General features: G+C 70.9%; 12 protein-coding genes and 1 pseudogene. 7 read left to right on the top strand and 6 right to left on the bottom strand.

Annotation, left to right across the window (positions count from 1 at the left end):
* Window positions 1-5: 5 nt before the first annotated feature.
* The 3 genes from J7462_RS00570 to J7462_RS00560 all read right to left on the bottom strand — a co-directional run bounded on the left by J7462_RS00570 (window position 6) and on the right by J7462_RS00560 (window position 6,493).
* On the bottom strand, window positions 6-1,196 hold the full coding sequence (locus tag J7462_RS00570; protein WP_219460177.1) for a hypothetical protein: 1,191 nt from the start codon (window positions 1,194-1,196) through the stop codon (window positions 6-8).
* Window positions 1,193-4,978, bottom strand: coding sequence for an AAA domain-containing protein (locus tag J7462_RS00565; protein ID WP_219460172.1), 3,786 nt, complete (start codon window positions 4,976-4,978; stop codon window positions 1,193-1,195). The genes J7462_RS00570 and J7462_RS00565 overlap by 4 nt, the downstream gene beginning before the upstream one ends.
* Before the next feature lie 72 nt (window positions 4,979-5,050).
* Window positions 5,051-6,493 carry a hypothetical protein gene (locus tag J7462_RS00560; protein WP_219460170.1) on the bottom strand — a complete coding sequence of 481 codons (1,443 nt, stop codon included), beginning with the start codon at window positions 6,491-6,493 and terminating at the stop codon, window positions 5,051-5,053.
* A 305-nt stretch (window positions 6,494-6,798) separates the two neighbouring features.
* Here J7462_RS00560 and J7462_RS31605 point away from each other — a divergent pair.
* A pseudogene (locus tag J7462_RS31605) lies at window positions 6,799-7,087 on the top strand (hypothetical protein).
* 362 nt (window positions 7,088-7,449) lie between these two features.
* Here J7462_RS31605 and J7462_RS00555 read toward each other — a convergent pair.
* The 3 genes from J7462_RS00555 to J7462_RS00545 are packed head-to-tail and all read right to left on the bottom strand — an operon-like array spanning window position 7,450 to window position 9,622.
* Window positions 7,450-8,628 (bottom strand): MAB_1171c family putative transporter, encoded by a 1,179-nt coding sequence (locus J7462_RS00555; RefSeq protein ID WP_219460167.1) that lies wholly within the window; start codon window positions 8,626-8,628, stop codon window positions 7,450-7,452.
* A gap of 15 nt (window positions 8,629-8,643) precedes the next feature.
* On the bottom strand, window positions 8,644-9,156 hold the full coding sequence (locus J7462_RS00550; RefSeq protein ID WP_219460163.1) for a hypothetical protein: 513 nt from the start codon (window positions 9,154-9,156) through the stop codon (window positions 8,644-8,646).
* On the bottom strand, window positions 9,146-9,622 hold the full coding sequence (locus tag J7462_RS00545) for an XRE family transcriptional regulator (RefSeq protein ID WP_219460161.1): 477 nt from the start codon (window positions 9,620-9,622) through the stop codon (window positions 9,146-9,148). Before J7462_RS00545 ends, J7462_RS00550 begins: the two co-directional genes overlap by 11 nt.
* 159 nt (window positions 9,623-9,781) lie before the next feature.
* Here J7462_RS00545 and J7462_RS00540 point away from each other — a divergent pair, with 159 nt between their 5' ends.
* From J7462_RS00540 to J7462_RS00515, 6 genes are all read left to right on the top strand, one after another.
* Entirely contained in the window at window positions 9,782-10,006 is a 225-nt protein-coding gene (locus J7462_RS00540; protein ID WP_219460158.1) for a hypothetical protein, read from the top strand.
* A 38-nt stretch (window positions 10,007-10,044) separates the two neighbouring features.
* The gene (locus tag J7462_RS00535) at window positions 10,045-10,272 is read left to right on the top strand and encodes a hypothetical protein (protein ID WP_219460154.1); all 228 of its coding nucleotides are present in this window, start codon (window positions 10,045-10,047) and stop codon (window positions 10,270-10,272) included.
* Between the two features lie 107 nt (window positions 10,273-10,379).
* Window positions 10,380-12,296: an alpha/beta fold hydrolase gene (locus J7462_RS00530; RefSeq protein ID WP_219460150.1), complete on the top strand. Its 1,917-nt coding sequence runs from the start codon at window positions 10,380-10,382 to the stop codon at window positions 12,294-12,296.
* Window positions 12,293-12,859 carry a hypothetical protein gene (locus J7462_RS00525; protein ID WP_219460146.1) on the top strand — a complete coding sequence of 189 codons (567 nt, stop codon included), beginning with the start codon at window positions 12,293-12,295 and terminating at the stop codon, window positions 12,857-12,859. The genes J7462_RS00530 and J7462_RS00525 overlap by 4 nt, the downstream gene beginning before the upstream one ends.
* Window positions 12,856-13,626, top strand: a complete 771-nt coding sequence (locus J7462_RS00520) for a class I SAM-dependent methyltransferase (protein WP_219460142.1) — start codon at window positions 12,856-12,858, stop codon at window positions 13,624-13,626. The genes J7462_RS00525 and J7462_RS00520 overlap by 4 nt, the downstream gene beginning before the upstream one ends.
* Window positions 13,623-15,452, top strand: a complete 1,830-nt coding sequence (locus J7462_RS00515; protein ID WP_219460137.1) for an ABC transporter ATP-binding protein — start codon at window positions 13,623-13,625, stop codon at window positions 15,450-15,452. Before J7462_RS00520 ends, J7462_RS00515 begins: the two co-directional genes overlap by 4 nt.
* Window position 15,453: the final 1 nt, after the last annotated feature.

Here is a 15,453-nt window from a genome sequence, read left to right as displayed (position 1 = left end):
CCGCCTCAGTCATAGCAGAAGTCCCGGTCACGGCGCAGCGCGTAGACCTGCGGCCAGTGTCCGCTTGTCCACAGCAGGTCAACCACGTCGTCCTCGGTGACGTCGTCCGCCGCCAACTCGTATGCGGCGCGAGCCTGCTCGATAGCGCCGCGCAGGGCGTCGGGGTCGAGTGAGCCGGGTCCGGGGTCGCGAAGCCGGCGGACGGCGTCGTGTCTCGCGAAGACCCGCCGGGCGGCCGGTTCGGCCGCGATCAGCCGGACGTTGACCCCCAGAACGCAGGTTTCCGTCCGAATCTCAAGCCCAACGGTGGGTGTGAGCGGCAGCTCCGACCCCGCGGCCTCGGCTGCGGCGGCGTCGAGGCGGTACACCCAGTCGAGCGGGCCTTCCCGTTCGACTGTCACCGTACCCCCGGAGTCGACCCAGGCAGAGCCCGCGTGAGCTGCCTGGTCCGCGAGCGCCGTCCACTCGGCCGCCTGCCGGGTCGCCCCGTCCAGCGGCAGCGACACGGGTGCCTTCCCGCCAGACTCCCGCACCTTGAGGACCAGCTTCCGCGCGACACCGGCACCGCTGATCCAGCCGGAGCAACGGTACGCCGGGCAGTCGGCCTCGATCCTCATGGGCTCGGCCGGCTCGACAGCGTCGACGATGTCGTCCGGCAGTCCGATGACGTCCCTGGCCCGGATGCGTGATCGCAGCAGATCAGTGAAGTCGGACATCTCCCCCGGCATCGGTGCATATTCGGCCGGGGCGCCCCGGTGCAACGGCGGTGGCGTGGTGCCGCGCGATCCCGGCGAGTAGGCGACCAGGTCACCGGTGTGCGGCAGAAACAGGAAAGTCATGGTGACGGTCCGGTACTCGGGGACGGTCAGCCGCGCCAGCGCCGCGCCGGCCACCTCGGCGACCGCCCGGTACCCGCCGCCGTCCACGTCGAGCAGGCCCAGTCCGGTCAGCCGCTCGGCGATCCGGGTGACCACCTCGGCCGGTATCCCGGTCACCTCCGCGACGTCCTCGGGCCGCATCGGTGCCAGCATGATCGCCGACTCGACGACTAGGCGATCGACGACCGTCAACTCCTCGTAGACGAGGCGGACGACCGGCACCGAGGTCCAGAACAGCATCGGCACCAAGGCTTCTCGCACCACCACCGTCGCATTCTCGGGCACCTGGATCGGGGGCGTCCACTTGAAGGTGATCATCCCAACTGCTCGATCCGCTGGAAGTTGTCGTCGGTGTCGAACAGGTCGAGCAGGTGAGCATAGAACCGACGGGCGCGGTCGTCAGTACGCAACTGCCGCAGTGTCCGGCCGTGGCCGACCAGCACCAGCGCGCGGCGGGCCCGGGTGCAGGCCACGTTCAGCCGATGTATGTCCTGCAACCACTTGCCGTACCCGGGTCCCACCCGGGACAGGCTGGCCCGGGTGAAGCTCAGCAGCACCAGGTCGCTCTGCTGGCCCTGGATGCGGTCGACGACGTCGATCACCTCCCAGTCGAGCATCGGAAGCCGCAGGCCGAGCAACCGGTTCTCCAGTGCCCGGGCCTGCGCGCGGTAGAACGACAGGACGCTGACACTGATCGGGGCCCGCAGCTCCGCGTTGTAGATCTGGCACGCCCGAACGATCATCTCCTGCTCGCGGACGTTGACGAACCCATGGCGTACCTGCTCATCGGCGGCATCCTGGTAGTGGCTGGTGTCCAAAAACAGGGCGGGTCTTTCGAACCGACGCGGGAGCACCAGCGGGGTGACCCCGGCGGCGGCGAGTTCGGCGTCGGACGGCGAGCGATAACGGCCACCGTAGACGGGTCCGTCCACGATCCGGGCCAGTGGGGCGATCATCCGACGTTGCAGTACCAGAGGCTGTCGCAGTCGCGGGCTGCACACCCCCACCACGCGTTGGAACAGGCTCTGCGCCAGGTAGCGGCGCATCGACAGGAGGAGGCGCCGGTCGATCTCCGTTTCGTCCCCGTTCCGGCTGAACCGCTTGTGGACCTCGGCGAAACGGTGCCGGAAGACGGTGGCCCACTGCCCCGACGCCTCCAACGCGGCGGCCTCCCGACCCACCGAATCCGTCCGGAAGGCGCGTTCCCGTTCGTCCTCCTGCCACAGCTCGGCGAGGTCTTCAACCGCCCGGTCGAGGGTCGGTGCCGCCGTGCGGGCGAGGCGGTGCAGCGCGGTGAGCGCGTGCAGGAAGTGCTCGTCCCGCTGCTCGACGTACGGCGGAAGTTGGTGTTCGTCGCCGACCAGCACCCAGCGGCGGCTGCGAACGGCGCCGATCAGGAATTCACTTTCGGTCACCCGGCTGGCCTCGTCGACGATCAGCGTGTCGTAGTCGGTGTGCCGAACGATGTCGCTGCCACGGCCCACGATGCCCTTGGTGGTCGCGCAGACCAGATTGGTGGCTCGGATCAGGGACTGTGTGACATCGTCCACGAACTGCTCGTCGGTGCGCTCGGCAACCAACTCGCGCCAGCGCGCGTCCAGGGCCGGCAGCCGCTCCAGCACATGCTGGCGGCGCTGTAGCTGCCGTTCGAGCTCGACCGGATCCTCGCCGGCCGCCACCAGCCGATCACGTTCCCGGGTGGCCGTCTCCACCACGGCCCGGGCCGCCGCCACTCCCTGGACGGCCATGTCCGCCTGCCAACCCAGGTCGACGAGTTCCGCGTGCAGCGCCTCCGCCCTCGAACGCAGTGCCGTCACCGACTCGTCGAACGCCTGACGGACCGCGTGGAGGCTGTCATCGTGTGCCTGCCGCTGCGCTGCCGCCAGCCGGAGTCGCCCCACCATGTCGACGACCGGTGCCAGACCGACCTGTGATTGACGGTCCGACCCGTACGCCGGCCGGCCGTCGACGGCCAGGAGCGCGTTCAACGCATCGCCGATCCGCCGGACGGCCACGGCATCGCCGAGAGGGGGTCGAGGCAGCTGGCCACCGAGCGCCGCGACCACACTTTCGACGGCATCCACCGCAGCGGTGCACCGGGAGTTTGCGGTCTGCAGCCTGTCCCGAGCGACCACGTTCTGTTCTCCCAGCCGGGTCCGTTCGGCACGGCCGTCGCGCAGCAGCCGTTCGTGCGTCTCCACCAGCCATCGCCGTCTCGCCTGCTGGTGGACCACTGCCTCCTGCCATCTGGCGACGTCCCGCTCGGCCCTGGCGTCCTCTCGCCGTGTCCGGGCGATCCGGCCGCGGCCCAGCCGGTCCGCCACCCGGTCGAACGGAGTCGCCCACTGCTTCGCCACGTCGAAGTGCATCCGTGCCTGCATCGCCACCTCCCGAGCGGACAACAGCGCCTCCTCGGCATGGGCGACGGCACGCTCCGTTTGCACGATCGCGGCAGTCGACCGGGCCACTGCATTCTCGTGCCGCGTGATCGACGCTCGCCACGCCCCGTCGGCGTACCGGTACGCCTGTGCCAGGTGAGGGAGAGCACCGCTCACGGCGACGAGGTCGGTAGCCGCCTTACGCAGGATCCTCAGGGTCGGTTCGATCTCGGCCCGCTCCTTGGCCTCCCACTCCGCCGCCTGGTTGAACGCGTCAGCGGCGGCCGACAACGTGGCCTCCTGCCGCTCCTGTGCCACCCGCAAGCGGTCGAGTTCCGGCTGGAGCCGGTCCCGCCCGACGGTGAGCCGCTCGTCGGCCTCACTGGCCAGTTGGCTGGCCGCCGTCAGGTTGGCCAGGGCCGCCGTCAACCGGTGCACCGCCGCGCTGGCTGTCGCGACCTCGGTCAACCGTTCCCGCACTCTGGACAGTTCGCGCTCCCACCGCCCCCGCTGCCCGTGGTCGCCGGGGCGCATGATCCGCCGAGCCTGCTCGGCACCGACCCGGCTCGGCAGAAAAGCGTGCAGATCCTCGTCCACCCGGTCGTCGCTCCAGGTAACCCGGAGCGGCCGGATGCCTGGCTTCCGCCCGATCCGGCGCAGGGCCTCGTCGACCGCGACGTGGGTCGGCGCCAGCAACAGCACCCGTTCACCGCGGGCCACCAGTTGCCGGATCACCTCGCCGATCACCTCGGTCTTGCCGGTGCCCGGTGGCCCCTGGACGAGGAAGGCGTGCGGGCTGCCGATCGCACCGACCACTGCCCGACGCTGTTCGTCGTTGAGTGCCGGCACATCCGGATCGTCGTCGCAGAAGTAGACAGGGGGCGGGGCCAGCTCTGGGAGGGACAACGCCTGTGGCTTACAGAGCAGCCGGGCCAGGTCGTCCCAGGCGCCTTCCACGTTCTCATCTCGGAACCGGGCCAGCGCCTCGGCGTTCTGCCGCATGCCGAAGGGGCGGACGACCGACAGGGTGACTGCCTCATCCCGCTCGAACACACAGTCGGACGGCTGGGCCACCTGGACCTGGCCGCGCCGCACCGACAGAACCTCGGTGTTGTACGCCCCGCCATCTGCCCGGGTCAGCCGGACCCGCTTACCGCGGAAGCCGTCCACACCGTCATCGGTCGAGTCGACCAAGATCGCCGCCTGTCGGCCCGGCTTCGGGTGCGTCGGACGGGCCAGCCCTCCGATCGTCTCCTCGGGCTCTTCAGCACGCTGCTTGAGTAGGTCGATCAGCGTGCCCAGCTCGCCGTACTGCAGGCGCACCTGGGCGTGGAGGTCGCCGTTGCCCTGCCTGGACGGGCGTTGTCGCGAACTGCGGACCTGCCGCTTCCGGTCGAGCAGGGCGGTTTCGATCTCGACCAGGTCGCATTCCGGCTCGTCCCAGACCATCCCGAAGGTCACCTGCTCGGGTACTGCCCGGAAGGTCCGCGGCACCGTAGTGGCGGTCGTGATCGATACTGCCTCGGCCAGCCAGACTCCCGAATTCTTGCCCTGCCGTCGCCGCAGTCGCAGCTCGAACTCGGTGCCGCCGAGTTGGAAGAGCTCGTCGCCATGTCGGGATGGACGCCGGGCCAACCAGAAGCCGGCAAGCAGGTCTCGGGCCACGCCGTCCCAGGAGCGGTCGGGCGGCGGTGACAGATGCGGTGGCCGACTGATCGTCATCTCGCCGATCAAGACGCGCTGCCTCTGCTCCGTCCAGCTACCGGGGCATGCCAACAGGGTGTCGGACACGCCTCATGCCTCGTCGAGGAAGCGGAGGATGCCGATCGACTGGTCGATCCGCTCTTCCGGGTGGTGCAAGGCCCAGAAGGCACGCAGGTTCTGCAGGGCCCGAGCTCGCAGGATCCGGGACTGGTCTACCGTCACCGACATGTCACCGTGCGCAAGAACCGAACGGTTACGCACCTCCACCAGGCTTCGGATGTGCCCCACACCACCCAGGTCAGCAACTTTGGCCGCAGGCAGCAGCGCATCATCCACACAGTGCAGTAACAGCAGGGCGTCGATCAGCCCGACCTTCCACGGCAGGGCAGCGGTCCCCCTCCGGCCGCCGAAGAGCTCCCGGCTGGCCGCCTGGTAGCGGGCGGTCAAACCGTCGACGTCCGCGTCAAGCAGTCGGTAGTCGGGATGCCCACCTTCGAATCCACCGTATGCCCGGCGCATCCGCTCGGAGAGGCTCTCCTCGATGGTCCGGTAGTACAGCAGCGCGGCGAAGTCGTACCGATGGAACTGCTGGTAGTGCTCACCGAGGAGGAAGTAGTTGAGCAGCAGGGCAGAGCGGTCGCGCTCGACGAGCCGGTGGACGAAGTCGAGTTGCTGCAGCAACCGCTGCCCGACTTCCGGCTTCAGCCCGGATCGCTGGTCGACCAGCCGGGTCCGGACCCGCGCCACCAGGTCCGGCAGTGCCGGCGTATCCAGGTCACACCATGCCTGGTACAGCGCTGACAGGTCGCACAGGAACCGGGCCTGCGCCGGCTCCGACATGGAGAGACTGAGCTCACCGAAACGGGCCGCAGCACCCGCGTACACGCCGGAGCGGAACATTTCCCGGGCCGCGTCCATGCCCTTGTCGCCAAAGATGACAGTCGGATTCTGCAGCACACACAACCGCTCGGTACCGGGCACGGCCTGCCGCATCTCCGGGTCGAACTCACTGTCGATGTAGCACATCCTGAGGTCCAACTGGGCGGCGGCGAGCGCGGCACCCGCGCTCATCACCTTCTTCCCGCCGGTGATGTCGATGATCGCGGAGATCGGCCTCGCCCCGGGACGAGGAAAGACCGCCTTCTTCACGATGTCGTAGATCTCACTCACATCGACAGGATCGACGTACTGGTGCTGGAAGTCGGAGAAGGTGATCCGTCCGCTCAACATCTCGGAGATGACGTTCACCTTGGACCGGGAGTTGTCCGAGGAGATCACCAGCAACCGGGCTGGTCGCAGTAGCTCGAAGGCCAGCACGGTCGTCTCCGGTGAAAACCCGGCCAGGCTCACCAGCAGATCTACTTGTGGGCAGTCCACGTCCCGCGAATTCCGTCGGGCTATCTCGATCACTTCCGGATACATCTCCGCGAGCCGGAACCGGGTCGCCTGCTCGGCGGCGGTCCCCTCGCCGAAGGTGTCCTCGCCGCGGAAGATCCGCCGCATACGGTCGCGCTTCTGCAGGAAGGTGGTCATCGCTGATGATTCCAGCCCACGGAGGGTAGTCCTGACAAGACCCGCCGCCTATCTCGGCTCGAACGTGATCGGTGCGCAACGTAGGAACCTCGGCCGATACAGTAGGTCTAGAAGCTCGGACCCAGTGGAATCACCAGTTCAGGGCTTTACCTTGCTGGTGAACCGTCAGGGAACCGAACTCCGATCCCGCAGATCGATCCTCCAGAAACAGCTTGTCGATCAGGCATCTCCGACATCCCGGCTGCCGGTGCCGGGCCGGCTTCGCGGCCCGTCCGCGCGCGGACCCTTCCTACGACTCATGGCCCATCCCGGGTCACGACATCTCCACAGCAGGCATCGGCAGCGTCGGCTCGATTGCCTCCGTCGGCAGCATCGGCTCCGCCGGATCGGTCCTGTCCATCGGAGTCGCGCTCTCGATCGGGTCGGCCCTGTCGTGGCGGTCTCGCTGGTCATTGATGGCTGACCAGTCCTTCGGAGCCGTGATGGGCTCCCGCGCACTCGTCGGTCCGTCCGCGACGTTGGCAGCCGTGGCGCTGACCGGCCTTTGCCGGCTGCCTCCTGGCGCGCAGCCGCCAACCGCATGAAGGCCATTGAGGGTGGTAGCCGGGCGAAGTCGTTTCCTGCCAGGCTGTTCGCTTCCGAGAGTACGGTGCTGTCTCTGCGAGCGACCCCACCATCGCGCTTCCCCACACGGGCGTGCCCGGCGGCCGATGGCAGCACGGCAGCAGATCAGCGAGTCCGTCGCGGCGATCAGGCCGGGACAGTGCTCGGTCAATACGGGCATTCACCGTTGGCGATGCAGCTTGTGATCAGGAAGCCACGCTGACATCCCTGCGTGCCATTCCGGCAAACCGGACCGTCGGTTCTGCCGGTGTGCCCGGGGGGATCACCGGGGTTGACGCGGGCGAAGGACACCCGCAGCTTCAGCGGCCAGCCGAAACCCAGTTGCGAGAGGCCTACGCCTGGTCGGCGTTCTGGGGTTTGGTGGCTTCGGCGGCAGCGCGTTGGCGGACCCGGGCCACCTCCGCCGAGCTGGCGAACTGTCGGGCCACCCGGGCCAGCCAGGCGCTCTCCGAGGCCAGCGAGGCGTCCACGTCCTGGAAGGGGTGTTCGGCACGGTAGTCCCGGCCGTGCGCGTGACCGACGAGGGCGGCGGCGATCACCGCCGCTTCCACGGTGGCCGGGTCCGCCGCCGGGTCGACCCAGCGGGGCACGTCGGGATGGGCGTAGGGGCGCAGCGTCAACTGCGCGTCGCGGATTTCGATCACCCGCCGGTAGAGCGCGAACTCCGCGCCGGGCAACGGCCAGCCGCCGCTGGTGTTGAGGGCGATCTGCGGCAGCGCGGTCCGCAGCGCCCGCCAGAGTGGGTCGATGCGGCGCAGCCGGTGTAGCGCACGTAGCCACCGCAGTGGCGCGGTGATCCGGTCGCCCCAGGCGGTCAGGGTCGCCCCGATCAGCCAGAGCAGCATGCAGATCGAGCCCAGGGTGGCGCCGATCGGCAGCGTGGTGGCCAGGGACCGGCCGGTGAGGAGGGTGACCACCGGCCGGACCCCGGACCAGGCCGCCCAGACGATGCCCAGCGCGGTGCCGGTGACCACGAAGCTGAGTCCGGTCCGCAGTACGCCAGCCGGCACGTGCCGCAGGTAGCCGCCCACGCTGGTGATGAAGGTGACCAGGCAGACCGCGATGTAGCTGAAGAAGACCACGAGGTAGCCGACGACGACCGGATCCCGCGAGTACGCGTTGACGAAGTTCAAGGTGAAGGTGGTGTCGGCGTTCGCCAGCAGCACCGCCATCACCAGGACCGCGCCGACCAGCAGGACACCGTGCCGGCGCAGCCAACGCCGGGTGCCGGCCGGGCAGGCGATGCTCTGGCCGAGCGCGCCGAGGAAATACGCGGCGAGCATCTCCAGGCCGTTGCCGAGCAGCCGGCCGAGGTTCGGCACCGGCTCGACGTGGCTGATCGCGATCAGGACCGGGTGGGCCATCACCGCCAGACCGAGGCCGATACAGAGGAAGAAGGCGGAGAGGTACCGGGTGCCGGCGGCTCGCCGACGGCCGGGTACCGGGATGAGTTTGTAGGCGGCGACCACGACGGCGAGCGCCAGGGCGGTGAAGTTGAGCCAGGTCAGCATGGTGCCCGGCCCTGGTCAGCCGGTGTCGAAGATCGAGCCGAGTCGGGCCAGCCCGTCGGCGACCTCGGGGGTGACCGGGCCGACGCCGCCGGTCGGGCCCCGGCGGGCGCGTTGGGCGATCATCGAGGCGACCAGTTCGGCCTCCTGCTCCTGGGCGGCCGAGTAGTCGGAACGGCCGAGCACCCGGCGGACCAGGTCGGTGGAGAGGTTCGGCAGCAGCAGGGCGGGCAGGGCGGCCAGCGAGCGGTCGTCGACGTGGCCGCAGAGCAGGTGCCCGACCTCGTGCAGCAGGATGTGCTCCTGGTGCAGCCGGGTGGTGCTGGTGGCATAGAAGAGGTAGTCGGCCTGGTCGGTGGCGACCAGTGCGCCGCACTGGCTGGCCCCACCGGGCATCGGCACCAGCTCGACCGGTCGGCCCCGCTGGTGGGCCAGCGCGTCGACGAACCGGGTCGGCTCGAACGGCGTCGGGATCGACAGCGCGTCGACGATCCGCTGGCACCGACGCCACATGCCCCGATCAACCGCCATCGCGCCCCACCGGCCCGCCCGTACCGGGCCCGGGCAGCTCCACGCCGGCCGGGCCGGCGCGGCGTGCCTCCCGCCGCCCGATGGCTTCGATCATGTCGCTGATGGTGTCCAGCCCCTCCGGGGAGAGGGTGACCGCACGCAGCGCGATCTGCCGCACGGCACTGTCGCGCAGCGCGCCGAGCAGCTCCAGCTCCTCGACGATCCGCGCGCCCTGCTCGTCGTCGAAGAAGTACGCCGCCGGCACCTGGAAGAACTGGGCGAGGGCCTCCAGGTGCCGCTTGGTGGGGTTGGTCCGCCGGCCGTTGCGCAACTGCCAGAGGTACGTGGTGGAGAAGCTCTCCCCGGTGGCCGCGCGGCAGGCGGTGGCCACCTCCTCGTTGCGGTACTGCTCCCGGTCGGGGCGGCGGACCACCTCGAAGAGTCTGTTGATCTTCTCGGCGAGGGTGCCCGTGGTCGGGTGGTCCATGTGGTGCCCTCCCCTCGTCGGATCGGGTGGACCCCGTTTCCCGTGGTTGACGGCGGCGACCCCCTCGGACATCCTAGCGATTCACGATTTTTAGCTGAGATGAACGGCGCGCGCGCCGCCTTTCACACTGGCTGAGAGCTTCCGGAGGAGGTGAACCAGATGACCGCACTTGTCGACCACACCAACGACATCTCCCTGGAGATGTTCGGTGAGCTCACCGAGGCCGACCGGAACGCCCACGGGCTGGCCGGACTCACCCCGGTGCTCGCCACCCCGACGGCGGTGGCGCTCGGCGTCGCCGTCGGCGCCGTGGCGTTCCACGCCGGCTACATGGTGGGCATCGCCCGCAACATGGCCGAGGGCACCAGGCCACAGCCGAAGTAGTCGCCCGACAACCCGTACCCCCAGTCAGGAGGTGATCCATGTCCGTTCTCGCCAACAGGGTGAACGCGGACCCCGCCCTCGCCACCATCCCGATCCACAGCGACGAGGCGCGCAACCACGTCGGCGGGATGCCGGTGCTTGCCACTCCGGCGACCATCGTCACCGTGGCGGCCGGAGTCGGCCTGGTCGGCTCGGTGGCGGCGCTCTTCGGCGCCGGCTACGTCGCCGGGCGCAACCTCGGCGGGACCAGGCCGGTCCCGAAGTGATGACCCGATCGCGGTAGCAGCACCCGGGGCCGGTGGACCGCCGCGGCGGTCCACCGGCCCACCCGTCCCGCCCCGGTCCTCCCCGCACCATCAGGAAGCGCTGACCCATGAAGAGAGCACCCTGGCACCGCCGGCTCCGGCCGCCCGCCACGTTCGACCGCTCCGCCGTGCTGAACTGGACCGAGCGGATCAGCTCGGTGACCCACCTCTTCGCCAGCCTGGAATACCTCACCCGCAGCCGGGACCGGCAGCGGGGCGGGGCGAACAACTGGGCGGTCAACCGGCGTACCTTCCACGAGCACGCCCCCCGCCTGACCCGGGCGCTGGACCTGGCCGCCAACGACCGGGTGGCCACCGCGCTGCATGTCAGCCGGGCCGTCGCGGCGGCCGCGCTCTGGCTGCCGCTGGGCCGCCGGCAACGGGTCGCCGCGAACGCGGTGCTCTCCGGCAGCCAGGCCGCGCTGCACGCCCAGCACCTCTACGGCAGCGACGGCGCCGACCAGGTCTCCTTCCTGGTCCAGGCGCTCACCACCGCCGCCCGCGCCGGCCAGCGCCGGCCCGCCGTGGTCGACGCCTGCCTCTGGTTCGTCGCCCTGCAGTCGGTGCTGTCGTACACGGTCTCCGGCTGGGCCAAGCTGCCCAGCGAGACCTGGCGCAGCGGACGCGCCCTGCCCGGCATCACCCGGACCCTCACCTACGGCGACCCGCAGGTCTGGCAGCTGATGCGCCGCTACCCCCGGCTGACGAAACTCGCCGCCCACGGGGTGCTGGCGATGGAGTGCGCGTTTCCGCTGGCCTACGCCGCTAAGGGCCGCCCCGCCCCGTACCTGCTCGCCACCGCCGGGGCGTTCCACCTGGTCAACGCACGGGTGATGGGGCTCGGTCGGTTTTTCTGGGCGTTCACCTCCACCTATCCGGCGGTCGCCTACACCACCCGGCCCCGGGAACGCACCGGCGACGCGGCCGGCATCCGGCGCGACGACACCCTGCCCGCCGTGGCGGCGGCCGCCGGGCTGGTGCTCTTCGCCGCCGGCCAGGTCGCCCGGGTCCGGCGGCGTCGGCTGATCGAGCGGGGGCGCGGCGACGAGCGCACCGTCACCACCGCCGCCGGCAATGTCCTGTCCTACCGGTACGCCGGCAACCCGCCACCCGACCGGTCCACCGGTGCCGGGGCGCGGTCCGGCGGGGCCGAGGCACGGTCCGGCGGGGCTGCCGGTGACGGGCCGGTGGTGGTGTTGGAGAGCGGGATGGCCGCCACCGCCGAGCACTGGGAGCGGATCGCCGGTCCGCTCGGTGAGCGGTTCACCACGGTCACCTACCAGCGGGCCGGCTACGGTGCCAGCCGCTACCGGGACACCGGGGAGTACCGGTTCGAGACGATGGTCGACGACCTGGTCGAGTTGACCCGGCACGTGGCCGGCGACCGCCCGGTGGTCCTGGTCGGCCACTCACTCGGCGGCTACCTGGCCCTGCTCGCCGCCGCACAACTCGGCGGACAGGTACGCGGGGTGGCCCTGGTCGACTCCAGCCACCCCGCCGAACTCCGCCGTTCCCTACGGCAGGCCGAGGGTGGCCGGGCGCTGACCAGCACCCTGGCCATCATGCCCGGTTCCCTGCGGGCCGGGTTCGGTTCACTGCTGCCCCGGGCCCCCTGGATCGACCGGCTGCCCGAGCCCGTCCGCCCGCTGGCCCTGGCCCAGTACCGCGACCCGCAACTGTGGGCCGCCGCCCGGCGGGAGTGGCGGGTGGTGCAGGAACGCTTCGAAGACGAGAGCACCGGGCTGCCCCGGATCGACGTACCGCTGGTGGTGGTGACGGCCGGGCGGACCGCACGTGCCGACGCCGTCCAGGCCGACCTGCACGACGAGTTCGCCGCCGCGGCCCCCCGGGCGCAGCGGCACCTGATCGCCGACGCCGACCACGACGAGATCCTCACCGACGCCGACCGGTCCGCGGAGGTCGTCACGATCCTCACCGCGTTCGTCGACGACGTCACCGGGCCGGGCCCGGAGGTCCGGCGATGAGCCGCCGGGTCGGCTCCGACCTGCGCCCACTGACCACGGCGATCACCGCCGGCCTGGTCGGCTGGTTCGGGGTGACCGTGCTCAGCCAGCACCCGCAACAGGTCTTCGACCGGTTCCGCCGCTACGACGTACCCGGGTTGCTCATCGGCAACTGGCGCTTCTTCGCCCCCGAACCGGCGCAGCACGACTTCCACGTCCTGCACCGGGTGCTCACCGCCGACGGCGCGCAGACCCGCTGGGTGGAGACCACCCACATCCCACGCCGGCACTGGCGGCAGGTGGTCTGGTTCCCGGAACGCCGGCAGGACAAGGCGATCTTCGACATCTGCGCCGACCTGATCGTGCACCTGGGCACCCCCGGCGTCGAGATCACCGCCACCGCGCCGTACGAGGTGCTGCGGGACTTCGTCGCGCACGCCGTACACCGGCAGTACGCCGGGGCGGACGTACCCCGGGGATTCCAGTTCGTGATCGCCCGCAGCGCCGGCTACGACGAATCCCACCAGCCGGACTACCTGCTGGTCTCCCCGTTCGAACCGTTGCCGGAGGGCACCCCGAGATGACTGAGATCGCCGACAGCGGCTACGGACGCCAGTTCGTCGACTTCTACGACCAACTCTTCCCCGGCGGGACGGCGGCGGAGCCGGCCGTCGCGTACCTCGCCGGCCTGCACCCGGGCGGCGGAGCACCCACCCTGGAGCTTGGCGTCGGCACCGGCCGGATCGCCCTGCCGCTGGCCGACCGGGTCGGCGAGATCGTCGGGGTGGACTCGTCGCCGGAGATGCTCGACGCGCTGCGGGCCGCCCTCACCGAGCGACCCCGCCCGGTCACGCCGGTGCACGGCGACATCCGCGACTGGTCCGACGACCGCCGGTACGGCCTGGTCTACTGCATCTGCGGCACCCTGTCGATGCTGCTGGACCCGCAGGAACAGCAACGGGTCGTGAAGGCCGCCGCCGCCCGGCTGGCCCCCGGCGGGCTCCTCGTGGTGGAGACCCACAACCCGCAGTTCGCGCTGGCCGTGCTCAACCAGGGCCGGGCCCGCGACTCCTTCTTCGTGCCCTACCCCGGCCAGGACACCGGGCTGCTGTCGTACTCCACCATCGACGTGGCGAACGGGATCTGGCACCTGGCGCACATCTGGATCTCCGGGGGCCGGTCCCGGATCGCCTCGGAGCTGAGCCGGCTCACCACCCCCGACGAGGTCGACGGGTACGCCGAACAGGCCGGACTGGTCCGGGTGGCCCGGCACAGCGACTGGGCCGGCAACGAGTTCACCGGCGCGGAACCGATGTACGTCACCGTCTACCGCGCCCCGGGTGACCGGTGAGCACCCCGGCCGCCGGTGAGCGGCACTGGCTGCGCATGATCGCCGGATACGTCCGGCCACACCGGGGGCCGTTCGTGGCCGCCGCCGTGCTGCTGCTCGCCTCCAGCCTGCTCGGGCTGGCCCAGCCGCTGGCCGCCAAGGCGCTGATCGACGGCCTCACCGCCGGTCAGGGGGTGGGCCGGGCGCTGGTCGTGCTGACCGGGCTGGTGATCATCGCCGCCGTACTGCTCGGAGTCGGCAACTACCTGATCCTGCGTACCGCCGAGGCGGTCGCCCTGGACGGACGGCGCGGCCTGGTCCGGCACCTGCTGCGGCTCACCGTGCCGGCGTTGCAGCGGCAGGCCCCCGGCGACCTGCTGGCCCGGGTCGCCGGGGACACCATGCTGCTGCGGCAGATCGCCAGCCAGTCCCTGATCGACATCTTCACCGGCGGCGTCATGCTGCTCGGCGCCGTAGCACTGATGGCGGTGGTCGACCTGGCCCTGCTCGGGGTGACCGCGGTCGTGGTGGTGCTGCTGGTGGTCATCATGGGGCTGTTGATGCCCCGCATCCGCGCCGCCGCGCTGCGCTCCCAGGAGTCGGTGGGCGACATGGGCGCCGCCCTGGAACGGGCGCTGGGCGCGTTCACCACCATGAAGGCCTCCGGCACCGAGGCCACCGAGGCGGCCCGGATCGACGCGGCGGCGCTGACCGCGTACCGGCAGGGGGTGAGCCTGGCCCGTTGGGGCTCGGTCGCCGGCACCAGCGCCGGCCTGGCCATCCAGGTCGCGTTCCTGGTCGTGCTCGGGGTCGGCGGCGCACGGGTGGCCAGCGGCGCGATGCCGGTCTCGGCACTGGTGGCCTTCCTGCTCTACGTGGCCTACCTGAGCCACCCGGTGATGCAGCTCGTCGGCGCCGGCACCTACCTGCAGATCGGGCGGGCGGCGCTGACCCGGATCGCCGAGATCGACGCACTGCCCACCGAACCGATCGACCTGCCCCCCGCGCCGCCGGTCAGGGCCGCCACCCCGGCGACCACCGCAACCGGTGTCCTGGCCGGGCCGGCGGGAGCCGGCGGGCCGACCACCACGACCGGGGCGGGGTCGGCCCGCGGACCGGCGGAGGTGGTGTTCGAACAGGTCTGCTTCCGGTACCCGGACCGGGACGAACCGGCCCTGCGCGACCTCACCCTGACCGTGCCGGCGGGCGGGCTGACCGCACTGGTCGGGCCCTCCGGCTCCGGCAAGACCACGGTGCTCGCCCTGATCGAACGCTTCACCGAACCACAACAGGGCCGGATCCTCGTCGACGGCCGGCCGCTGGCCGACTGGCCGCTGGCCGAGCTGCGCGCCGCCATCGGGTACGTCGAGCAGGACGTCGCGGTGCTCGCCGGGACGCTGCGGGAGAACGTCGCGTACGCCACCCCCGGCGCGACCGACGAGGAGATCCACGCGGTGCTGCGGACCACCCGGCTCAGCACCCTGCTGGACCGGCTCGGCGGCGACCTGGACGCCCCGATCCGGCACCGGGGGCTCTCCCTGTCCGGCGGCGAGCGGCAACGGATCGCGGTGGCCCGCGCGCTGCTGCGCCGTCCCCGGCTGCTGCTGCTCGACGAGGTGACCTCGCAACTGGACGCCGCCAACGAGGCCGCCCTGCGCGAGGTGATCCAGGAGATCTCCCGCCGGACCACCGTGGTCGTGGTCGCGCACCGGCTCTCCACGGTCCTCGCCGCCGAGAAGATCGTCGTGCTGGAGAATGGCACGGCCCGTTCCGTGGGTTCGCATCCGGAGCTGGTCCGCACGGATGCGCTCTACGCCAGTCTGGCTGCGGAACAGGCGTTGGTCTGAG

Origin of the sequence: Micromonospora sp. RL09-050-HVF-A (assembly GCF_019374995.1) — a bacterium.
Taxonomy (GTDB): domain Bacteria; phylum Actinomycetota; class Actinomycetes; order Mycobacteriales; family Micromonosporaceae; genus Micromonospora; species Micromonospora antibiotica.
Note: the sequence above shows the minus strand (reverse complement) of the source record. Positions and strands in the feature narration are given on the sequence as shown.